Source organism: Streptomyces coeruleofuscus, assembly GCF_039532725.1.
Classification (GTDB): domain Bacteria; phylum Actinomycetota; class Actinomycetes; order Streptomycetales; family Streptomycetaceae; genus Streptomyces; species Streptomyces coeruleofuscus.
Genome location: NZ_BAAASE010000002.1, coordinates 25,515 through 46,036, shown reverse-complemented (window position 1 = coordinate 46,036; position 20,522 = coordinate 25,515). Strand labels below are relative to the sequence as shown.

Below are 20,522 nucleotides of genomic sequence, written 5' to 3'. Positions count from 1 at the left end.
CGGATCATCCCGCGCGCGGGTCCGGGCGGACACCCCGTTTTTCCCTGTCTGAACGCACAGCCTGTGGACAACCGAACGTCCCTCGAACCGATCGCGTTAACATGACGAGAAATCGTCCGGTACCCGGAGCGGACTGGAACGGGAAGGCCGCCGTCGAGTGAACACAACCCCACAGCCAGACCCCAAGGACCGCCCCGCGCGGCTCACCGTCGGCGTCGTCGGCGCCGGTCGCGTGGGACCCGCACTGGCCGCGTCCCTCCAGCTCGCCGGGCACCGCCCGGTCGCCGTCTCGGCGGTCTCCGAGGTCTCCCGGCGCCGGGCCGCGCAACTGCTGCCCGATGTGCCGGTGATGCCGCCCGCCGAGGTCCTCCAGCGCTCCGAGCTGGTCCTGCTGACCGTTCCGGACGACGCCCTGCCCGAGCTGGTCGCGGGCCTCGCCGACACCGGGTCCGTACGGCCGGGACAGCTTCTCGTGCACACCTCCGGGCGGTACGGCGCACGGGTGCTCGACCCCGCCCTGCGCGCGGGCGCCCTGCCGCTGGCCCTGCACCCCGCGATGACCTTCACCGGCACACCCGTGGACGTCCAGCGGCTGGCCGGCTGCTCCTTCGGCGTCACCGCGCCCGAGGAGCTGCGGATGGCCGCCGAGGCCCTGGTCATCGAGATGGGCGGCGAGCCGGAGTGGATCGCCGAGGAGAACCGGCCGCTCTACCACGCGGCCCTCGCGCTCGGCGCCAACCACCTGGTCACCCTGGTCGCCCAGTCCCTGGAACTGCTGCGCACGGCCGGTGTCGCGGCCCCCGACCGGATGCTCGGCCCGCTGCTCGGCGCGGCCCTGGACAACGCCCTGCGCTCCGGCGACGCGGCCCTCACCGGCCCGGTCGCGCGCGGGGACGCGGGCACGGTCGCCGCGCACGTCACCGAGCTGCGCCGGCACGCCCCGCAGGCCGTCGCCGGCTACCTGGCGATGGCCCGCGCGACCGCCGACCGGGCCCTGGCCCACGGCCTGCTGAAGCCGGAGCTCGCCGAGGACCTCCTCGGGGTACTCGCCCACGGGACCGACGGCACCGAAGGGGACGCCTGATGACCACCACCCTGCTCAGCACCGCGGGTGAACTGCACGCACGCGCGCGTACGGGCCGTCGCGCCGTGGTGATGACCATGGGCGCGCTGCACGAGGGCCACGCCACGCTGATCCGCACCGCGCGCGCCATCGCCGGGCCGGACGGCGAGGTCGTCGTCACCGTCTTCGTCAATCCGCTCCAGTTCGGCGCGGGCGAGGACCTCGACCGCTACCCGCGCACCCTGGACGCCGACGTGAAGCTGGCCGGGGAGTCGGGCGCGGACGTCGTGTTCGCCCCGGCCGTCGACGAGGTGTATCCCGGTGGCGAGCCCCAGGTCCGCATCACCGCGGGCCCCATGGGCGAGCGGCTGGAGGGCGCCTCCCGCCCGGGCCACTTCGACGGCATGCTCACGGTCGTCGCCAAGCTGCTCCACCTCACCCGCCCCGACGTCGCCCTGTACGGCCAGAAGGACGCCCAGCAGCTCGCCCTGATCCGCCGCATGGTGCGGGACCTGAACTTCGGCGTGGAGATCGTCGGCGTGCCCACCGTCCGCGAGGAGGACGGCCTGGCCCTGTCCAGCCGCAACCGCTACCTCTCGCCCGCCGAGCGGCGCACCGCCCTCGCGCTGTCCGGTGCGCTGTTCGCGGGCCAGGACCGGCACGCCGCGCAGGAGGCGCTGCGCGCCCGGGCCCGCGAGGTGCCCGCCACACGCGCGCGTGCCGAGGCCCTCAGCGCCATAGGGGAGTCCCGTGCGGCAGCGGACGCGCACGCCGTCGCGACGGCCGTCCCGGGCAGCCCGGCCGCAGTCCGCGCGGCCGCCCGCCAGGTCCTCGACGAGGCCGCCCGCCTCGACCCGCCACTCGTGCTGGACTACCTCGCCCTGGTCGACCCGTCCGACTTCACCGAGATCGGGGACGACTTCACCGGCGAGGCGGTCCTCGCCGTCGCCGCCCGGGTCGGGACGACCCGGCTGATCGACAACGTTCCCCTCACCTTCGGAGCCGCCTCGTGACCAGCACAGGCATACGACTGCACGCACCCGCCCCCGGCTGGTCCCTCTCCGCGGACGTGGTCGTCGTCGGCTCCGGCGTCGCCGGCCTCACCGCCGCCCTGCGCTGCGAGGCGGCCGGCCTCACCACCGTCGTCGTCACCAAGGCCCGCCTGGACGACGGCTCCACCCGCTGGGCCCAGGGCGGCATCGCCGCGGCCCTCGGCGAGGGCGACACCCCCGAACAGCACCTCGACGACACCCTGGTCGCTGGCGCGGGCCTGTGCGACGACGAAGCGGTCCGCATCCTCGTCACCGAGGGCCCCGACGCCGTACGCCGCCTCATCGAGACCGGCGCCCAGTTCGACGAGTCCTCCGAGGGCGGCCTGGAACTCACCCGCGAGGGCGGCCACCATCGCCGCCGCATCGCCCACGCCGGCGGCGACGCCACCGGTGCCGAGATCTCCAGGGCCCTGGTCGAGGCGGTACGCGCGCGTGGTCTGCGCACGGTCGAGAACGCGCTCGTCCTGGACCTCCTCACGGACGCCGAGGGCCGCACGGCCGGCGTCACCCTGCACGTCATGGGCGAGGGCCAGCACGACGGCGTGGGCGCGGTCCACGCCCCCGCGGTGGTCCTGGCGACCGGCGGCATGGGCCAGGTCTTCTCGGCGACGACCAACCCCTCCGTCTCCACGGGCGACGGCGTGGCCCTGGCGCTGCGCGCGGGCGCCGAGGTGAGCGACCTGGAGTTCGTCCAGTTCCACCCGACGGTCCTCTTCCTGGGCTCCGACGCGGAGGGCCAGCAGCCCCTGGTCTCCGAGGCGGTCCGCGGCGAGGGCGCCCACCTGGTCGACGCCGACGGCGTGCGCTTCATGCAGGGGCAGCACGAACTGGCCGAACTCGCCCCCCGGGACATCGTCGCCAAGGGCATCACGCGCCGCATGCAGGAGCAGGACGCCGAGCACATGTTCCTCGACGCCCGGCACTTCGGCGCCGACATGTGGGAACACCGCTTCCCGACGATCCTCGCCGCCTGCCGCGCCCACGGCATAGACCCGGTCACCGAGCCCATTCCCGTCGCCCCGGCCGCCCACTACGCCTCCGGCGGCGTCCGCACCGACTCCCACGGCCGTACGACCGTCCCCGGCCTGTACGCGTGCGGCGAGGTCGCCTGCACCGGCGTGCACGGCGCCAACCGCCTGGCCTCCAACTCCCTCCTCGAAGGCCTCGTCTACGCCGAGCGCATCGCGGCCGACATCGCCGCGAGCCACGCGGAAACCGGCCTCCACGCGCGCGTGCCGCGTCCCCTGCCCTACCCGGAGACCCCCGAGCACCCCCTGCTCACCCCGGAGGCCCGCTTCACGATCCAGCGGATCATGACCAACGGGGCCGGTGTCCTGCGCTCGGCGGAGTCCCTCACCAAGGCCGCCGACCAGCTCCAGCAGCTCCACACCGACGCCCGCGACGCCCTCGCCGAGAACGGCAAGACCGCCGAGGCGGGCGTCGACACCTGGGAGGCCACCAACCTGCTGTGCGTGGCCCGCGTCCTGGTCACCGCGGCCCGGCTGCGCGAGGAGACCCGGGGCTGCCACTGGCGCGAGGACCGCCCCGAGCGCGACGACACCACCTGGCGGCGCCACATCGTCGTACGCCTGAACCCCGACCGCACGCTGGCCGTGCACACCACAGACACCACACACTTCCCTTCGACCGTTCCTCCCCAGGCCCCCCAGGAGCTGTGACCGACGTGAGCACCCCCGACCTTCCCCTCGCCTCGTCCGGAGGCTGCGGCGACGGCTGCGCCTGCGGCGCGGACGGCGAGGCGTACCTGGAGTGCGGCCTGGACCCCGCACTCGCCCAGCTCCTGGCCGACGCCGGCCTCGACCCCGTAGAGGTCGAGGACATCGCCAACGTGGCCCTCCAGGAGGACCTGGCCCACGGCGTGGACGTGACGACCGTGGCGACGATCCCCGAGGACGCGGTGTCCACCGCCGACTTCACGGCCCGCGAGGCGGGCGTCGTGGCGGGGCTGAGGATCGCCGAGGCGGTGATCTCGGTCGTCTGCGAGGAGGAACTCGCGATCGAACGCCACGCCGAGGACGGCGACCGCGTCGAGGCGGGCCAGAAGCTCCTCTCGGTCACCACCCGCACCCGCGACCTCCTCACGGCCGAGCGCAGTGCCCTGAACATCCTGTGCCGCCTGTCGGGCGTCGCGACGGCCACGCGCGCGTGGGCGGACGTCCTGGACGGCACGAAGGCCAAGGTCCGCGACACCCGCAAGACGACGCCCGGCCTGCGCTCCCTCGAGAAGTACGCGGTCCGCTGCGGCGGCGGAGTCAACCACCGCATGTCCCTCTCGGACGCGGCCCTCGTCAAGGACAACCACGTGGTCGCCGCGGGCGGCGTCGCCCAGGCCTTCACGGCGGTGCGCGAACGCTTCCCCGACGTCCCCGTCGAGGTCGAGGTCGACACCCTGAACCAGCTCCGCGAGGTCCTGGACGCCGGTGCCGACCTGATCCTCCTGGACAACTTCACGCCGGGCGAGTGCGCGGAGGCGGTGGCCATCGTCCAGGGCCGCGCCGCCCTGGAGGCCTCGGGCCGCCTGACCCTCGACAACGCCAAGGCGTACGCGGACACCGGCGTCGACTACCTGGCCGTCGGAGCCCTCACCCACTCCTCGCCGATCCTGGACATCGGCCTGGACCTGCGGCCGGCGGAGTAGGGGAGCGGGTACGGGTCATGCTGCTGACGATCGACGTAGGGAACACCCACACCGTCCTGGGCCTGTTCGACGGCGAGGACATCGTCGAACACTGGCGTATCTCCACGGACGCGCGCCGCACCGCCGACGAACTGGCGGTCCTCCTCCAGGGCCTGATGGGCATGCACCCGCTCCTCGGCGACGAACTGGGCGACGGCATCGACGGCATCGCCATCTGCGCGACCGTCCCCTCGGTCCTGCACGAACTCCGCGAGGTGACGCGCCGCTACTACGGCGACGTCCCGGCGGTCCTGGTCGAACCGGGCGTCAAGACGGGCGTCCCGATCCTCATGGACAACCCCAAGGAGGTCGGCGCGGACCGCATCATCAACGCGGTCGCGGCGGTCGAGCTCTACGGCGGCCCCGCGATCGTCGTCGACTTCGGCACGGCGACGACGTTCGACGCGGTCAGCGCGCGCGGCGAGTACGTCGGCGGGGTCATCGCCCCCGGCATCGAGATCTCCGTCGAGGCCCTCGGCGTCCGCGGCGCCCAGCTCCGCAAGATCGAGGTGGCCCGCCCCCGCAGCGTGATCGGCAAGAACACGGTCGAGGCGATGCAGTCGGGCATCATCTACGGTTTCGCCGGCCAGGTCGACGGGGTCGTCAACCGGGTGGCCCGCGAGCTGTCCGACGACCCGGACGATGTCACGGTCATCGCGACGGGCGGTCTGGCACCGATGGTCCTGGGCGAGTCGTCGGTCATCGACGAACACGAGCCGTGGCTGACGCTGATCGGGCTGCGGCTGGTGTACGAGCGGAACGTGTCGCGTATGTGAGCCGCGACTCGGCGTCGTTGCTGGGGCAGGGTGGGTTCGCAGCCCGGCGTGGCGGGGTGCTGCTGCGCCCACCCGTGCTGCCCTCGGCGGCAGGATTGCCCGCAGCCACGCGGGCCCGACCTCGCCGGCCCCGCCCACCCGGGTGGTCCCCCACGCCACACCCATCCGCTATGCCGAATTTGTCTGATTAGCGCGTATCGTCGCCGCATGCCCACGCCATACGGATCCCGCGGCGGCATGGCGTTCGGTGTGGAGGAGCTGCGTGTGCTCCGCCGCGCTCTCGCCCTCGCCCTTCACCCCACCTCCGCCTCGGCCGACGACGTCCAGGACTGCCTCCGCCTCGCAGAGTCGCTCGACGAGGCGATGCAGGAGGGGGCCAGGCTGCGTGCCTTCCTCGTGGCCGACCTCGGCCGGTACCGCGCCGCCCTCCCCGGTACCGCCGCCGGCTACCTCACGCTCCTGGACGAGGCACTGGGCGCCGGATACCGCCCACGCCCCGACGACCTCGCCGCCCTCCGGGCGCTGAGCGGCAACCCCACCGCCGCCGCCCTCCTGGACCGCTGCCGCCGGCTCACCGGGCAGCAGACCGTACGCACCGGCTCGCACGCCCCCTCGCCGATCGCTCGCCCGACCGCTCACCCCGCCGCTCGCGCGGTCGCGCCCGGCACCCCCACCGTCCCCGCCTCTCGCTCCCGCCTCCGTCTCCTGCCTCACCCCGGAGGGCCCTCCGGCACCGCCGAGGACACCCCCGAGAAGCAGCCCGAGAAGAAGCCCGCACGAAAGCCGGCGGCTCCGAAGCCCGCCCCCAAGCCCGCCCCGGCTCCCGCCCCGGGAACCCCGAAGCCCGGGCGCCCGATCCCCACCCCGGGCGAGGTCTTCCCGCGCCGCAAGCCCAGCCCGCCACCCCCGGCGAACCCCCAGCAGCTCGCCGCGGGCTGACGTGGCTACTCTGGATCCATGGACTACGTCTCCGCGCTCCTGCCCCCGGTCGTCATGGCCGTCTTCTTCATCGGCGTGATCCGGGTGATCGTGAAGACACAGGGCGGCGTCAACAAGGCCAAGGAGGACGCGGCCGTCGACGCCGCCCTCGCGCGCGTGGATGGCGCCCGAGAGTCCTCCGCGACGCCTCCGAAGGCCGAAGCCTGACCCGACCGCTGCCGCCCCCGGCGCAGCGTTCCGACGGCGTACGACTCCGTGCGGCCGCCCCTCCGCGGGCTCGCACTTTCGAGTCGTACGCCCTTTTTGCTCCCGTTCGCCGTGAAGCGCACGTCCGCCACGCCATTACCCAGATCTCCCACTATTGTTCTGAGGTGTGCCTCGCCCATTGGGAGAACTCGAAGACGCGGTCATGTCGCGGGTGTGGAAGTGGAACCGCCCGGTGACCGTTCGAGAAGTCCTGGAAGATCTTCAGAAGGAGCGGTCCATCGCGTACACCACCGTGATGACCGTTTTGGACAATCTCCATCAGAAGGGCTGGGTGCGCCGCGAGGCGGAGGGCCGCGCCTATCGATATGAGGCGGTCTCCACACGCGCCGCCTACGCCGCCGCCCTGATGAACGACGCCTGGTCGCAGAGTGACAACCCCGCCGCGGCTCTGGTCGCCTTCTTCGGCATGATGAGCGAGGAACAGCGAGGGGCTCTCCGCGATGCCGTACGCATCGTCCAGGTACCGGAAACCCAGAAACCGACCGGAACGTCGGAACCGGCCGAACGAGCGGAACGCACGGAACCGGTGGAACGAACCGAACCTGCGGAACGAACGGAACCTGCGGAACGAACGGAACCTGCGGAACGAACGGAACCGGCGGAGCGAACGGAACCGGCGGAACCGCCGGAGAACCCCGCCTCCGCTCAGGACGCCGACGGGCGATAGCGTCCCGGCATGTCCGCGAAGAGCCCCGAAGCCCCCGCAAAAGCCATCACCGTCCGGCGGGCCCGTACCGGCGATGTCCCGGCCGTGCGTCGCCTCCTTGACGCCTACGTCCGCGGCGGCATCCTGCTCGACAAAGCAACGGTGACGCTTTACGAGGACATCCAGGAGTTCTGGGTCGCGGAACGGGACGACAACGCCGAGGTCGTCGGCTGCGGCGCCCTGCACGTGATGTGGGAAGACCTGGCGGAAGTGCGCACTCTCGCCGTGAAGCCCGGCCTGAAGGGCGCGGGTGTCGGACACCAGTTGCTGGAGAAGTTGCTGCACACCGCCCGCTGGCTCGGCGTTCGCCGCGTTTTCTGTCTGACCTTCGAAGTCGACTTCTTCAGCAAGCACGGCTTCGTGGAGATCGGCGAGACGCCCGTCGACACCGATGTCTACGCGGAGCTGCTGCGTTCCTATGACGAGGGTGTCGCGGAGTTCCTCGGTCTCGAACGAGTGAAACCGAACACCTTGGGCAACAGCCGGATGCTTCTGCATCTGTGATCGCCGGGACGGACACACAAGCCAGTCGCAAGTCGGTCGCAAGACCGCCCGGTTCGTCAAGACATATTCCGCACCGCCGCCCTGCGCGGGTGCCCTATGTCCGAAACGCGCACGTTTCCGGGCGGAGGCGGGGCTGCCGGTCTCTCCCGAGGGTTTGTGTTTTTCCGGCAAAAGCGGTTTGCTTTCCGAGGTACTGCAGTACTGCATATAACAGGGGACGGTGATACGGCGGACGCCGGCACACCCCGGCCCTGAAGATATCGATGAAAGGAAATCCGGTGGCACAGAAGGTTCAGGTCCTTCTTGTCGACGACCTCGACGGCGGCGAGGCGGACGAGACCGTGACGTTCGCGCTGGACGGCAAGACGTACGAGATCGATCTCACCACCGCCAATGCGGACAAGCTCCGCGGCCTTCTCGAGCCTTACGTGAAGGGCGGTCGTCGTACCGGAGGCCGTGCTTCGGGCGGGCGTGGAAAGGCGCGGGCGGCTTCGAGCGGCAGCCAGGACACGGCGGCCATCCGCGCCTGGGCGAAGGAGAACGGCTACGAGGTCAACGACCGCGGCCGTGTTCCCGCGACCATCCGCGAGGCCTACGAGAAGGCCAACGGCTGAACAGCGGCACTACCGACCCTGCGCACGCAAGGCCGGCGGCTGCGCGCCCGCGCGCCGCAGTCGGAGCCGGTGGCATTGCGTGGCCACCGTGTTCACCAGCCGCACGAGATCGGGGGCGTCTCCGCCGCCCCCCAACGCCGACAGCGTCGGCAGCGAGGCCTCGACCTCGCATCCCGGCTCGGGGGGCCGCAGCCACACAGCGGCCCCCTGGGAACCGAACCGGCCCAGGGGAAGCGGCCGGCCACGGGAGAAGCCGGGCTCGGGGGGCAACGCGCCGTCCGTCTCGGAGGCCGACGGCGCGAACGCCTGACGAGGCAGCGGCCCGCCCCTCTCGGCGGCCACGGGCATGAAGGCCTCGCACGGCAGCGGTCCACCCCTCGCGCGCGATACCGAGCCGTCCGTGTCGCGGAGATGCGCCGCGTCCGCCGCGTGGTCCAGCGGCCAGTCCGTCCCGCCAGGCGGCAGCCCGCCTGCTCCGCGCGGCATCACGCTGTCCCTTTCCCGCGACAGCGAGCCGTCCGTGTCGCGGAAATGCGCCGCGTCCGTCCCGTGCTCCAGCGGCCAGTCCGTCCCGCCAGGCGGCAGCCCGCCTGCTCCGCGCGGCATCAAGCTGTCCCTTTCCCGTGACAGCGAGCCGTCCGTGTCGCGGAAATGCACCGCGTCCGTCCCGTGGGGCAGCATCGAGTCCGTCCCGCCAGGTGGCAGCCCGCCTGCTCCGCGCGGCATCACGCTGTCCCTTTCCCGCGACAGCGACCCGCCCGTCTCGCGGAAGAACCACGCGCTCGCCTCGTCAGGCGGCACCCCGCCCGTCTCCCTCGGCATGAGGCCGCCCCGCGCGCACGGCATCGAGCCGTCCGTCTCGCGGCACAACGGCACGTACGCCTCGCACGGCGCCAGTCCGCCCCTCTCGCCCGATGCGAAGCCGTCCGTCCCCCGGAACGGCGGTGCGCCCGCCTTGCGCGCCGCCAGTCCGCTCCTCGCACCCGGTGTCGAGCCGTCCGTCGCCCGGATCGGCGGCGCGTCCGCCTCGCAAGGCGGCCCCGCGCCCCTCGTGCGCGCCATCGAGCCGTCCGCCGCCCGGATCGGCGGCGCGTCCGCCTCGCAAGGCGGCCCCGCGCCCCTCGTGCGCGCCATCGAGCCGTCCGTCGCCCGGACCGGCGGCGCGTCCGCCGCACGGGGCGGCATCGAGCCGTCCGCCCCGTCGCAGAACGGCGTCACCATCCAGGGCGGACACGGCGCCTCCATGGCACCCCCCGCCCCGATCGCCGTCAGGTCGAGCGGCAGCGTCCCCCACTCCAGCCACTCCAGGAGCCCGGGCAGTTCCTCCGCGCTGCCCGGGGCCACCAGGAGGCGCATCCGGTCGCCGAGCAGGGCGACCGGGGAGCGTGGTCCCAAGTGCCGCAGGGCCGCGTGTCCCGCCTCGGCAGGCACGTCCAGGACGTCGTAGCGCACCCCCACCGCCAGCCGCAGAGGATCGCCGGGCACCGTCGGCCAGCCCAGTTCGTTCTCGTACCACCGTCGGACCCGCCAGCTCGCGTCGAGCGGCCGACGGGGGAGCGGGATGGGGCCGGGGGCTCCGAACATGCCAAGTGCAACAGCGGGAGGAGCGTGCGGGTTACGGTGGGTGTCGCATTGGGCGCACACAGTGGCGAAACGGGGGCGTGTGAGGGGTGCGGGGAGGCGCAAGGTTGTTCGCCCGTAGCGGAGGGAACGGGGGTGCTCGGCATGGACTTCCGGTCCGTCCGGGTAAGACATCCCTAGTGGGAGGGGGCGACACGCAGGAAAGGCCGTCTCACGTTCGCCATGGGCGTACTGGCGAAGGGGGTAACTGCCTGGCCTGCGGGAACATCGTCTCGCACCATCGGGTTGGAGCAGATGTCGGCGTTCGGGGTCAGGAGGCCAAGGACGGTGTCGGCAGTTGGAATGAGCGGTCCCCGCTTGCGGGACTAAGCTGCGGAAGGACAGGGAGGGGAAGTTCCCCCCACTGCCTGACCGCTCTGAGGAGCGATTAACGATGTTCGAGAGGTTCACCGACCGCGCGCGGCGGGTTGTCGTCCTGGCTCAGGAAGAAGCCCGGATGCTCAACCACAACTACATCGGCACTGAGCACATCCTCCTGGGCCTGATCCACGAGGGTGAAGGTGTCGCCGCCAAGGCCCTTGAGAGCCTCGGGATTTCGCTCGAGGCGGTCCGCCAGCAGGTGGAGGAGATCATCGGGCAGGGCCAGCAGGCCCCGTCGGGTCACATCCCCTTCACCCCTCGTGCCAAGAAGGTCCTGGAGCTGTCGCTCCGCGAGGCTCTTCAGCTGGGCCACAACTACATCGGCACGGAGCACATCCTGCTCGGCCTGATCCGTGAGGGCGAGGGCGTCGCCGCCCAGGTCCTGGTCAAGCTGGGCGCAGATCTGAACCGCGTGCGGCAGCAGGTGATCCAGCTGCTCTCCGGTTACCAGGGCAAGGAGACCGCCACCGCCGGCGGTCCTGCCGAGGGCACGCCCTCCACGTCCCTGGTCCTCGACCAGTTCGGCCGGAACCTCACCCAGGCCGCTCGTGAGTCCAAGCTCGACCCGGTCATCGGGCGCGAGAAGGAGATCGAGCGGGTCATGCAGGTGCTGTCCCGCCGCACGAAGAACAACCCGGTCCTGATCGGTGAGCCCGGCGTCGGCAAGACCGCCGTCGTCGAGGGCCTGGCCCAGGCCATCGTCAAGGGCGAGGTGCCCGAGACCCTCAAGGACAAGCACCTCTACACCCTGGACCTCGGCGCGCTGGTCGCCGGCTCCCGCTACCGCGGTGACTTCGAGGAGCGCCTGAAGAAGGTGCTCAAGGAGATCCGCACCCGCGGCGACATCATCCTGTTCATCGACGAGCTGCACACGCTGGTCGGTGCGGGTGCCGCCGAGGGCGCCATCGACGCGGCTTCCATCCTGAAGCCGATGCTGGCCCGCGGTGAGCTGCAGACCATCGGTGCGACCACGCTGGACGAGTACCGCAAGCACCTGGAGAAGGACGCGGCCCTCGAGCGCCGCTTCCAGCCCATCCAGGTCGCGGAGCCGTCCCTGCCGCACACGATCGAGATCCTCAAGGGTCTGCGTGACCGGTACGAGGCGCACCACCGCGTCTCCATCACGGACGAGGCGCTGGTCCAGGCCGCCACCCTGGCCGACCGGTACATCTCGGACCGCTTCCTGCCGGACAAGGCGATCGACCTGATCGACGAGGCCGGTTCCCGGATGCGCATCCGCCGGATGACCGCGCCGCCGGACCTGCGCGAGTTCGACGAGAAGATCGCCGGCGTCCGCCGCGACAAGGAGTCCGCGATCGACTCGCAGGACTTCGAGAAGGCCGCCTCCCTGCGCGACAAGGAGAAGCAGCTCCTCGCCGCGAAGGCCAAGCGGGAGAAGGAGTGGAAGGCCGGCGACATGGACGTCGTCGCCGAGGTCGACGGCGAGCTGATCGCCGAGGTCCTCGCCACGGCCACGGGCATCCCGGTCTTCAAGCTGACCGAGGAGGAGTCCAGCCGACTGCTCCGCATGGAGGACGAGCTCCACAAGCGGGTCATCGGCCAGAAGGACGCCGTCAAGGCGCTGTCGAAGGCGATCCGCCGTACGCGTGCCGGTCTGAAGGACCCGAAGCGTCCCGGTGGCTCGTTCATCTTCGCCGGCCCGTCCGGTGTCGGTAAGACGGAGCTGTCCAAGGCGCTCGCCGAGTTCCTCTTCGGTGACGAGGACGCGCTGATCTCCCTCGACATGTCGGAGTTCAGCGAGAAGCACACGGTGTCGCGTCTCTTCGGTTCGCCCCCCGGTTACGTGGGCTACGAGGAGGGCGGCCAGCTGACGGAGAAGGTCCGCCGCAAGCCGTTCTCGGTCGTCCTCTTCGACGAGGTCGAGAAGGCCCACCCGGACATCTTCAACTCGCTGCTGCAGATCCTGGAGGACGGTCGCCTGACCGACTCCCAGGGCCGGGTCGTGGACTTCAAGAACACGGTCATCATCATGACGACCAACCTCGGCACCCGGGACATCTCCAAGGGCTTCAACCTGGGCTTCGCGGCCCAGGGCGACACCAAGTCCAACTACGAGCGCATGAAGAACAAGGTCTCGGACGAGCTCAAGCAGCACTTCCGGCCCGAGTTCCTCAACCGCGTCGACGACGTGGTCGTCTTCCCGCAGCTCAGCCAGGACGACATCCTCCAGATCGTCGACCTGATGATCGGCAAGGTGGACGAGCGCCTGAAGGACCGGGACATGGGCATCGAGCTCTCCCAGTCCGCCAAGGAGCTGCTGTCCAAGAAGGGCTACGACCCCGTGCTGGGCGCCCGGCCGCTGCGCCGGACCATCCAGCGCGAGATCGAGGACAGCCTCTCCGAGAAGATCCTCTTCGGCGAGCTGCGTCCCGGTCACATCGTGGTCGTGGACACCGAGGGCGAGGGCGAGACCAAGACCTTCACCTTCCGCGGCGAGGAGAAGTCGGCCCTGCCGGACGTCCCGCCGATCGAGCAGGCGGCCGGTGGCACGGGTCCGAACCTGAGCAAGGACGTGTAAGCGTCACGGTCGAGTGAGAGGGGCCGGTGCTGAGAGCACCGGCCCCTTTTGCATGCCCTGTCGCGTCAGGACAGCTGCCCGTCGTAGTCCGGCAGCTTGTACGTCTTCTCGGCGTGGCCGCCCGAGAGGTCGGTGGCGCTGTTGCCGATGTTCGCGATGATCGTGTAGCCCTTCCTCTCGACGTCGACGCGCTGGGCCGTCTTGTACTCGGCGACGTTCTTGAAGAGGTCGATGAAGTTCCGGACGTACAGGCCGGAGACCTGGTAGCCGGCCTGCTTCAGGTTGTACTCGGTGAACGAGTGGATGATGTCCGGGCGGGCGGTCACGAAGAACAGGGCGACGCCGCGCTCCTGGGCGTATCTGGCGGCCTCCAGGACCGGCTTGTTGGCCGGCTGCGGGTAGCTGAAGCCGAAGTCGGTCTCCAGCGTGGTGTTGTCGATGTCGAAGACGATGGCCTGCTTCTCGCCCGGCTTGGCGGCCGCTATCCGCTGCTTCAGGTAGGGCAGCGCCTGGTCCATCACCGCCTGGCAGTCCTTCTGCCATGTCGCGTAGTCGACGTCTGCGGCGGCGGCCGTGGTGACCGCGGTGGCGGTACCGGCGGGGGCCGCGGCGTGGGCCGGCGCGGCCATCGCCACGAGGGCGGCTGCCGAGACGGCGGTCACTGATGCGCGGCGCAACCAGGGGCGTCGGGTCTGCATGTCGTGGGGGTCCTCTCACGTCCGTGACGCTGCCAACATGTCGTGTGCATGTTCGTGGGCGAGGGTGGCGCGAGGGGAACCGTAGGGTTACCGAACGGTAAGTGCATAGAGGCGTGCGCCACATTTCCGGAATGGCTGAAGAGGGCCCCCGGTGACATGCGGCACAGGCGATATGTCCGTTACTAGGCGGAATAGTGCTGAACGGGTCGGGAGGAAAGGGATTCTTGGCCCGTGGAGCGGGCTGAAGTGCGGGGTAGTGCGGTGATTTGTCCCGAATGGGTGCCATGTCAAGAGACGTAGAACACGGCACTAAGTTACTAACTTAGGCCGTAGATCACGCTTTTGGGAGTTTGTCGGACTTCGGGTTACCAAGGGATGGCCATTCGGCGAGCGACTGTGCGCCGGGTGGTTTTCTCCGTCCCCTTCCCCACGAGGTTTCGATGTCCCAGCGCGTCACGTCCCGTTCCTTCCGTACGTCCCAGCTCCGCACCCGTGCGACCGTGCTGGCCGCCGGCCTCGGTGTCTCGGTCGCACTGGGAGCCGGGGTCGCGTCCGCCGCCGACACCACGGCCGCGTCCGGCGCCGCCGGTGCCGTCCAGGCGCAGGCCGCCGCCCAGGCCAAGGCGGCCAAGGCCGCAGCCGCGAAGGCCGAGAAGGCCGCCGCCGTGAAGAAGGCGGCCGCCGCCAAGAAGGCCGCCGTGAAGAAGGCCGCGAAGAAGGCCACGCCGTCCTGGGTCGACCCGGTGAAGAAGTACAAGCTCTCCGCGAGCTTCGCCCAGAACGGCGGCATGTGGCAGTCCACCCACAGCGGGCAGGACTTCGCCGTGCCGAGCGGCACCCAGGTCGTCGCGGCCCACGGCGGCACCGTCGTCAAGGCCGGCGGCAACGGCGCCGGTGACGGCCCCGCGTACGGCAACGCCGTCGTGATCAAGCACGGCAACGGCACGTACTCGCAGTACGCCCACCTGTCGACGGTCAAGGTGAGCATCGGCCAGATCGTCAAGACCGGCCAGGAGATCGCCCGGTCCGGCAACACCGGCAACTCGAGCGGTCCGCACCTGCACTTCGAGATCCGTACGACCGCCAACTACGGCTCGGCGGTCGACCCGGTGAAGTTCCTGCGCGCCAAGGGCGTCACGGTCTGACGATCCCGGGCACCCGGGCCCGCTAGGGGCCCTTGGCTCCCCGGTGGGCCTGGGTCACCAGGTCCGTGGCGACCTCGAGGACGGCTTTGTTCTTGTCCTCGGGGTCGCCTTCCAGGTCCTGGAGCAGGAACATCCCGGCGTGCAGGGTGAAGATCGCGCTGACGCAGCGCACCTGGTCGACCATGTCGGCGTCCGGGTCGATGATGATGTCGCGCAGGCTGCGGATGCGCTCCTTGAAGGAGTCGCCGATCCGCAGCTCCCGCACCGTCGCCTGGTTGTCGTGCATGAAGCGGAACAGCGGCGCGGCGCCGTACAGGGTCTCCGCGTAACGGCGGACGATCTCCTGCTTGGTGTCGAGCGTGTGCGGCTGCTGCCGTCCCCACTCGATCAGTTCCTCGATCGGCTTCGTGAGGTCCTCGAAGATGCTGACGAGGATCTCTTCCTTCGTCTTGAAGTGGTAGTAGAGCGCCGCCTTGGTGACCTCCAGGCGTTCCGCGATCTCGCGCAGGGAGGTCTTCTCGTAGCCCTGCTCCGCGAAGAGTTCGAGGGCCACGTCCTGGATGCGCTGGCGGGTGTCCCCGCGGCGCCGCTTCCTGGTGCCGTCCATGGTGCCGCCCATCCTCCTACGCCGCTCCCTTTCCATAAAACTTACTTGACGCCCGGCTAGTTCCGCGGCTAGCTTCCGAGTGTAGTCACTAGCCGGTCGGCAAGTAAGTAGCGGTAGCTGGGGGAGTGGGAAAGCGATGGCGGACACGACGGACACACCGGCGGTCGGCGCCGACACCGACACCGGGGGGAAACGGCCGAAGAGCGTGCGGGTCGTGCTGCTCGCGCTGATGATCGCGATGATGCTCGCGATGCTCGACAACATGATCATCGGTACGGCGATGCCGACGATCGTCGGTGAACTGGGCGGCCTCGAACACCTCTCGTGGGTGGTCACCTCCTACACGCTCGCGACGGCGGCCTCCACCCCGCTGTGGGGCAAGCTCGGCGACATGTACGGCCGCAAGGGCATGTTCATGTCGTCCATCGTCCTCTTCCTGATCGGCTCGGCGCTCAGCGGCATGGCCCAGGACATGGGGCAGCTCATCGGCTTCCGCGCGATCCAGGGCCTCGGGGCCGGCGGTCTGATGGTCGGTGTCATGGCGATCATCGGTGACCTGATCCCGCCCCGGGAACGCGGCAAGTACCAGGGCATGATGGCCGGCGTCATGGCGCTGGCGATGATCGGCGGCCCGCTGGTCGGCGGCACGATCACCGACCACTGGGGCTGGCGCTGGGCGTTCTACATCAACCTGCCGCTCGGCGTGGTCGCGCTGGTCGCCGTCAGTGCCGTGCTGCACCTGCCGAAGAAGCGGTCCGAGGCGCGGATCGACTACCTGGGCGCCGCCCTGCTGACCGTCGGCATCACCGCGATCGTGCTCGTCACCACCTGGGGCGGCACCGAGTACGCCTGGACCTCCGCGCGGATCATGGAGCTGATCGGCATCGGGGTCGCCGCACTCGTCGGGTTCGTGTTCTGGCAGACCAAGGCGGCCGAGCCGGTGGTGCCGCTGCACATCTTCCGCAGCCGCAACTTCACGCTGATGTCGGTCATCGGCTTCATCACCGGGTTCGTGATGTTCGGCGCGACGCTGTTCCTGCCGTTCTTCCAGCAGGCCGTGCAGGGGGCCTCCGCCACCAACTCCGGGCTGCTGCTCCTGCCCATGCTCGGCGCGATGCTGGTGACCTCGATGGTCGCCGGCCGGGTCACCACGAACACCGGCCGGTACAAGGTGTTCCCGATTCTCGGCAGCGTCCTGATGACCGTCGGTCTCTACCTCCTGTCCACGATGGACACGGGGACCTCGCGGTTCACCTCCGGTGTCTTCATGGCCGTGGTCGGGTTCGGCATGGGCTGCCTGATGCAGATCACCATGCTGGTCGCGCAGAACAGCGTGGAGATGAAGGACATGGGCGTCGCGTCCTCGTCCACCACCCTCTTCCGCACCCTCGGCTCCTCCTTCGGCGTCGCGATCATGGGCGCGCTGTTCAACAACCGCGTCCAGGACGTCATGGCCGAGCGGGCCGGTGCGCTGGGCTCCAAGGTCACCGAGCAGTCCGCGCAGCTCGACCAGGCGAGCCTGGCGAAGCTCCCGGCGGCGGCCCGGGAGGCCTACCAGCACGCGGTGTCCGCCGGCACGCACTCGGCGTTCCTGCTGGGAGCCGTGGTGGCGGTGGTCGCCCTGGTGGCGGCCGTGTTCGTCAAGGAGGTCCCGCTCAAGGGGGCCGGGCCGAAGGCGGAGGACGAGGCGGACGCCCCGGCGGCGCAGCCGCCCGTGGCGGAGGCCGTCTGACCGGACCGCATGAGGAAGGCCCCGGGGTGGAGAGCCCCAGGGCCTTCCTCATGCGGCCGCACACCCCGCTGTCAGACCCCCGTGCCACCATCGGATCCATGGACAAGACGCGGCAGGTGCGCCTGGCCAAGGACGCCATGGACCGGGAGTGGGCCGATCCGGACCTGGACCTGGGCGCCGTGGCCGCACACGCCGGGTACTCGCGGTATCACTTCATCCGCGCCTTCAAGGAGGTGTACGGCGAGACCCCCGGGCAGTACCTCACGCACCGCCGCATAGAACGCGCCGAGGACCTGCTGCGCACGGCGAACCTCTCGGTGACGGAGGTCTGCCACCTGGTCGGCTTCAGCAGCGTCGGCACCTTCTCGGCCCGGTTCAAGGCGTGGACCGGCCTGACACCCAGCGAGTACCGGACGAAGCACGTGGGCCGCGGAGCGGCACTCATACCGGGCTGCTACGCCATGCTGTGGGCCGGCGGCTTCCGGTCGGCACCGGCCCAGAGCGCTGGCACCGGCTCCGCCTCCGGCGAGCAGCGCAATTCCGGAGAAGCGGGCTGACACCCCCGCTGCCTACGGTGGCAGGGCAAGCACGAACCGGCCCCGACCAGCAGGAGCACGCCATGATCAAGGGTCTCGCCATTTCGACCGTCTGGGTCCTCGACCAGGACCGTGCCAAGGAGTTCTACACCGAGAAACTGGGCCTGGAGGTCCGTACGGACATGACCATGGGCGAGGGCGGCATGCGCTGGCTCACCGTCGGCTCGCCCGACCAGCCCGACGTCGAGCTCACGCTGATGGTGCCCGGCGGGCCGGCGATGGACCCCGAGTCCGCCGAGATGGTCCGGAAGCTGGTGACGAAGGGCGCGCTCGGCGCCGGCGTGCTGACCACCGACGACATCCACGGCGACTACAAGAAGCTCAAGGACCGGGGCGTGGAGTTCCTCCAGGAGCCGCAGGAGCGCCCGTACGGCACGGAGGCGCTGTTCCGCGACGACTCCGGCAACTGGTTCTCCTTCACGCAGCCCCGGGAGGGCGGACTCGACCTGGACCAGGACTGGACCTGCTGACCACCGCGAGGGACTACGTCCCCGACCCCGGCAGCATCGGATAACTCCCCGTGTTCGTCGGCGCGTGCTCCGGCAGCCACAGCACGGCGACCGCGCCCTCTGCGGGCAGATGCTCCGGTGTCCCGGGCGTGCGGACGTTGCGGAAGGTCAGCCGGGCGCCCATCACCCGGGCCTGACCGGACGCGATGGTCAGACCGAGGCCGTGGCCGTGCCCGGCCCGGTCCTTGCTGCCGGTGCGGAAGCGGCTCGGCCCCTCGGCGAGCAGGTCCTCGGGGAAGCCGGGCCCGTGGTCGCGGACCCGGATGACCCGGCCCTCGACGGTGACCTCGATGGGCGGCTTGCCGTGCCGGGCCGCGTTGGCGAGCAGGTTGAACAGCACCCGCTCCAGGCGCCTCGGGTCGGTGGTGACCTCCGACTCGTGCACGATCCGCACCTCGACGCCCGGGCCCTTGGCAGCCACCCGCCGGGCGACGAACTCGCCCAGCATGATGTCCTGGAGCTCCGCCCGCTCCGAGGCCCCGTCCAGCCGGGCCACCTCCAGCACGTCCTCCACGAGCGTGCGCATCGCCTTCGCCCGGTCCAGCACCAGCTCGGTCGGGCGCCCCGGCGGCAGCAGTTCCGCGGCGGTCAGCAGCCCGGTCACCGGTGTGCGCAGCTCGTGCGCGATGTCGGCGGTGACCCGCCGCTCGGCCTCGATCCGCTGGCGCAGCGTGTCCGCCATGGCGTCCACCGCGCTCGCCAGGTCGTCGGTCTCGTCCCGGACGACCCCGCCCATGGCGTCCCGCACGCGCACGTCCGTCTCGCCGCCCGCGAGCTGATGGGCCGCCACGGCCGCCTTGCGCAGCCGCCGCGAGAGATGTCCGCCGATGAGCACACCGAGCGCGCTGCCGCCGAGGACGACCGCGATGGAGCCGATGAGCAGGGCCTGGTCGAGGTCCTGGAGGATGTCCGAGCTGCGGTCCGTGAAGCCCGAGTGCAGGGACATGACATGTCCGTTCTTCAGCGGCACGGCGGCCCATATGTCGGGCACGTCACCGGGCCGGTCCGCCACGTACGTCGCCCGCTGGCCCGCCTCGACCCGGTCCCGCAGCGCCGCCGGCAGGTTCGGGTCGTCGATCTTGGTGTTGGGGAAGTTCATCCGCCCGGACAGCTCGAAGTTCCGCTGGGCGATCATGATGCGCTCGTCGGCGAGGTCGCGCGCGTTGTCCAGCATCGACACCCGGGCCGCGTTGTGCACGACCAGGCTCAGCGCGATCGCCACCAGCGCCCCGACCAGCGCGATGGCCGCGCTCAGCTTCCATCTGAGGCCCGTGCGGATCCCCGCGCGCTCCAAGCCCGTGGCGACCAGGCGCCGGAAATGCCCCCTCATATCCCCTGCTCAGGCCTTCAACTTGTAGCCGAAGCCGCGGACCGTCTCGATACGGTCCTGGCCGATCTTCTGCCGCAGCCGCTGCACGTGCACGTCGACGACGCGGGTGTCCCCTCCCCAGCCGTAGTCCCACACCCGCTCCAGCAGCTTGTCGCGGGAGAGCACCGTGCCCGGCGCCGTGGAGAACTCCAGCAGCAGCCGCATCTCGGTCGGCGTCAGCGCCACCGGCTGTCCGGCCCGGTGGACCTCCATGCCCTCGGTGTCGACCTCCAGGTCCCCGAAGGTCAGCACCCCGCCGTTCGGCGGCGAGGCCGGTTCCTCGGCCCGGCCGCCGCCCGCGTGCCCGAACCGGCGCAGCACCGCGCGGATCCGGGCGACCAGGACGGCACCGTCGAACGGCTTGGTCACATAGTCGTCGGCCCCCGCTTCCAGGCCGAGCACGACGTCGATGGAGTCGGCCCGCGCCGAGAGCATGATGACCGGCACGGTCGACTCGTCCCGGATGCGGCGGCACAGGCTGACCCCGTCGAGGCCGGGAACCATGACGTCCAGCAGCGCGATGTCGGGGCGGTCCGCCCGGAACGCCTCCAGGCCCGACAGGCCGTCGGGCATGGCGGTGACCACGAAGCCGTCCCGTTCCAGGGCGAGCTGCGTGGCCTCACGGATGACGTCGTCGTCCTCGACGAACAGGACGTGGGTCTGGTCTGCCATCCCGGTGCTCTCAGTCCTCGTGTGGTTCGTGGGGT

General features: G+C 70.7%; 19 protein-coding genes and 2 pseudogenes. 15 read left to right on the top strand and 6 right to left on the bottom strand.

The genetic code is table 11. The features are described from left to right. Positions 1-157 precede the first annotated feature (157 nt). The 10 genes from ABFX81_RS07275 to ABFX81_RS07230 all read left to right on the top strand — a co-directional run bounded on the left by ABFX81_RS07275 (position 158) and on the right by ABFX81_RS07230 (position 8,619). A complete protein-coding gene (locus tag ABFX81_RS07275) occupies positions 158-1,084 on the top strand; it encodes a Rossmann-like and DUF2520 domain-containing protein (protein WP_086854128.1) in 927 nt (308 codons plus the stop codon). Continuing rightward, on the top strand, positions 1,084-2,076 hold the full coding sequence (panC, locus tag ABFX81_RS07270; protein ID WP_086854127.1) for a pantoate--beta-alanine ligase: 993 nt from the start codon (positions 1,084-1,086) through the stop codon (positions 2,074-2,076). Before ABFX81_RS07275 ends, panC begins: the two co-directional genes overlap by 1 nt. Continuing rightward, on the top strand, positions 2,073-3,794 hold the full coding sequence (locus tag ABFX81_RS07265; protein WP_086854126.1) for an L-aspartate oxidase: 1,722 nt from the start codon (positions 2,073-2,075) through the stop codon (positions 3,792-3,794). Before panC ends, ABFX81_RS07265 begins: the two co-directional genes overlap by 4 nt. 5 nt (positions 3,795-3,799) lie before the next feature. Beyond that, entirely contained in the window at positions 3,800-4,774 is a 975-nt protein-coding gene (nadC, locus tag ABFX81_RS07260; RefSeq protein ID WP_086854133.1) for a carboxylating nicotinate-nucleotide diphosphorylase, read from the top strand. A gap of 17 nt (positions 4,775-4,791) precedes the next feature. Continuing rightward, positions 4,792-5,589 (top strand): type III pantothenate kinase, encoded by a 798-nt coding sequence (locus ABFX81_RS07255; protein WP_059414627.1) that lies wholly within the window; start codon positions 4,792-4,794, stop codon positions 5,587-5,589. A gap of 237 nt (positions 5,590-5,826) precedes the next feature. Next, positions 5,827-6,528: a hypothetical protein gene (locus ABFX81_RS07250; RefSeq protein ID WP_346137984.1), complete on the top strand. Its 702-nt coding sequence runs from the start codon at positions 5,827-5,829 to the stop codon at positions 6,526-6,528. 18 nt (positions 6,529-6,546) lie between these two features. Then, positions 6,547-6,735 carry a hypothetical protein gene (locus tag ABFX81_RS07245; RefSeq protein ID WP_346137795.1) on the top strand — a complete coding sequence of 63 codons (189 nt, stop codon included), beginning with the start codon at positions 6,547-6,549 and terminating at the stop codon, positions 6,733-6,735. 202 nt (positions 6,736-6,937) lie between these two features. Then, positions 6,938-7,462 (top strand): BlaI/MecI/CopY family transcriptional regulator, encoded by a 525-nt coding sequence (locus ABFX81_RS07240; protein WP_346137983.1) that lies wholly within the window; start codon positions 6,938-6,940, stop codon positions 7,460-7,462. A gap of 9 nt (positions 7,463-7,471) precedes the next feature. Further along, positions 7,472-8,005 carry an amino-acid N-acetyltransferase gene (locus tag ABFX81_RS07235; RefSeq protein ID WP_086839362.1) on the top strand — a complete coding sequence of 178 codons (534 nt, stop codon included), beginning with the start codon at positions 7,472-7,474 and terminating at the stop codon, positions 8,003-8,005. Positions 8,006-8,283: 278 nt separating this feature from the next. Next, entirely contained in the window at positions 8,284-8,619 is a 336-nt protein-coding gene (locus ABFX81_RS07230) for a histone-like nucleoid-structuring protein Lsr2 (RefSeq protein ID WP_010048839.1), read from the top strand. 9 nt (positions 8,620-8,628) lie between these two features. Here the strand turns inward: ABFX81_RS07230 and ABFX81_RS07225 are convergent. Beyond that, positions 8,629-8,865: pseudogene (locus ABFX81_RS07225) on the bottom strand (SCO3374 family protein); the annotation flags it as partial. Between the two features lie 981 nt (positions 8,866-9,846). Continuing rightward, positions 9,847-10,203 (bottom strand): annotated as a pseudogene (locus ABFX81_RS07220) (SCO3374 family protein); the annotation flags it as partial. 430 nt (positions 10,204-10,633) lie between these two features. Here ABFX81_RS07220 and ABFX81_RS07215 point away from each other — a divergent pair. Next, positions 10,634-13,159, top strand: a complete 2,526-nt coding sequence (locus ABFX81_RS07215; protein ID WP_059423420.1) for an ATP-dependent Clp protease ATP-binding subunit — start codon at positions 10,634-10,636, stop codon at positions 13,157-13,159. 65 nt (positions 13,160-13,224) lie between these two features. Here ABFX81_RS07215 and ABFX81_RS07210 read toward each other — a convergent pair whose 3' ends face one another. Then, positions 13,225-13,857 (bottom strand): HAD family acid phosphatase, encoded by a 633-nt coding sequence (locus ABFX81_RS07210; RefSeq protein ID WP_086839360.1) that lies wholly within the window; start codon positions 13,855-13,857, stop codon positions 13,225-13,227. Positions 13,858-14,297: 440 nt separating this feature from the next. Between ABFX81_RS07210 and ABFX81_RS07205 the strand changes: the two genes are divergently transcribed. Next, complete coding sequence (locus ABFX81_RS07205; protein ID WP_086839358.1) at positions 14,298-15,002, top strand: peptidoglycan DD-metalloendopeptidase family protein; 705 nt, start codon at positions 14,298-14,300, stop codon at positions 15,000-15,002. Between the two features lie 22 nt (positions 15,003-15,024). Here ABFX81_RS07205 and ABFX81_RS07200 read toward each other — a convergent pair whose 3' ends face one another. After that, positions 15,025-15,621: a TetR family transcriptional regulator gene (locus tag ABFX81_RS07200; RefSeq protein ID WP_086839356.1), complete on the bottom strand. Its 597-nt coding sequence runs from the start codon at positions 15,619-15,621 to the stop codon at positions 15,025-15,027. A gap of 124 nt (positions 15,622-15,745) precedes the next feature. Between ABFX81_RS07200 and ABFX81_RS07195 the strand changes: the two genes are divergently transcribed. The 3 genes from ABFX81_RS07195 (at position 15,746) to ABFX81_RS07185 (ending at position 18,407) form a co-directional block, all read left to right on the top strand. Further along, positions 15,746-17,341 carry a DHA2 family efflux MFS transporter permease subunit gene (locus ABFX81_RS07195; protein ID WP_086839354.1) on the top strand — a complete coding sequence of 532 codons (1,596 nt, stop codon included), beginning with the start codon at positions 15,746-15,748 and terminating at the stop codon, positions 17,339-17,341. A gap of 98 nt (positions 17,342-17,439) precedes the next feature. After that, positions 17,440-17,898 carry a helix-turn-helix domain-containing protein gene (locus tag ABFX81_RS07190; protein WP_086839368.1) on the top strand — a complete coding sequence of 153 codons (459 nt, stop codon included), beginning with the start codon at positions 17,440-17,442 and terminating at the stop codon, positions 17,896-17,898. A gap of 62 nt (positions 17,899-17,960) precedes the next feature. Further along, the gene (locus ABFX81_RS07185; protein WP_086839351.1) at positions 17,961-18,407 is read left to right on the top strand and encodes a VOC family protein; all 447 of its coding nucleotides are present in this window, start codon (positions 17,961-17,963) and stop codon (positions 18,405-18,407) included. A 13-nt stretch (positions 18,408-18,420) separates the two neighbouring features. Here ABFX81_RS07185 and cseC read toward each other — a convergent pair whose 3' ends face one another. Both cseC and cseB read right to left on the bottom strand, forming a co-directional pair. Further along, positions 18,421-19,776 carry a two-component system sensor histidine kinase CseC gene (cseC, locus tag ABFX81_RS07180; RefSeq protein ID WP_086839349.1) on the bottom strand — a complete coding sequence of 452 codons (1,356 nt, stop codon included), beginning with the start codon at positions 19,774-19,776 and terminating at the stop codon, positions 18,421-18,423. A gap of 9 nt (positions 19,777-19,785) precedes the next feature. After that, positions 19,786-20,487: a two-component system response regulator CseB gene (gene cseB, locus ABFX81_RS07175; RefSeq protein WP_086839347.1), complete on the bottom strand. Its 702-nt coding sequence runs from the start codon at positions 20,485-20,487 to the stop codon at positions 19,786-19,788. Between the last annotated feature and the right edge of the window lie 35 nt (positions 20,488-20,522).

Coding starts and splice junctions, on each gene's coding strand:
- panC (WP_086854127.1), top strand. CDS start 1,084: ATGACCACCACCCTGCTCAGCACCGCGGGTGAACTGCACGCACGCGCG.
- ABFX81_RS07185 (WP_086839351.1), top strand. CDS start 17,961: ATGATCAAGGGTCTCGCCATTTCGACCGTCTGGGTCCTCGACCAGGAC.
- ABFX81_RS07205 (WP_086839358.1), top strand. CDS start 14,298: ATGTCCCAGCGCGTCACGTCCCGTTCCTTCCGTACGTCCCAGCTCCGC.
- ABFX81_RS07195 (WP_086839354.1), top strand. CDS start 15,746: ATGGCGGACACGACGGACACACCGGCGGTCGGCGCCGACACCGACACC.
- ABFX81_RS07235 (WP_086839362.1), top strand. CDS start 7,472: ATGTCCGCGAAGAGCCCCGAAGCCCCCGCAAAAGCCATCACCGTCCGG.
- ABFX81_RS07240 (WP_346137983.1), top strand. CDS start 6,938: ATGTCGCGGGTGTGGAAGTGGAACCGCCCGGTGACCGTTCGAGAAGTC.
- ABFX81_RS07190 (WP_086839368.1), top strand. CDS start 17,440: ATGGACAAGACGCGGCAGGTGCGCCTGGCCAAGGACGCCATGGACCGG.
- ABFX81_RS07250 (WP_346137984.1), top strand. CDS start 5,827: ATGGCGTTCGGTGTGGAGGAGCTGCGTGTGCTCCGCCGCGCTCTCGCC.
- cseC (WP_086839349.1), bottom strand. CDS start 19,776: ATGAGGGGGCATTTCCGGCGCCTGGTCGCCACGGGCTTGGAGCGCGCG.
- cseB (WP_086839347.1), bottom strand. CDS start 20,487: ATGGCAGACCAGACCCACGTCCTGTTCGTCGAGGACGACGACGTCATC.
- ABFX81_RS07200 (WP_086839356.1), bottom strand. CDS start 15,621: ATGGGCGGCACCATGGACGGCACCAGGAAGCGGCGCCGCGGGGACACC.
- ABFX81_RS07210 (WP_086839360.1), bottom strand. CDS start 13,857: ATGCAGACCCGACGCCCCTGGTTGCGCCGCGCATCAGTGACCGCCGTC.
- ABFX81_RS07215 (WP_059423420.1), top strand. CDS start 10,634: ATGTTCGAGAGGTTCACCGACCGCGCGCGGCGGGTTGTCGTCCTGGCT.
- ABFX81_RS07255 (WP_059414627.1), top strand. CDS start 4,792: ATGCTGCTGACGATCGACGTAGGGAACACCCACACCGTCCTGGGCCTG.
- ABFX81_RS07245 (WP_346137795.1), top strand. CDS start 6,547: ATGGACTACGTCTCCGCGCTCCTGCCCCCGGTCGTCATGGCCGTCTTC.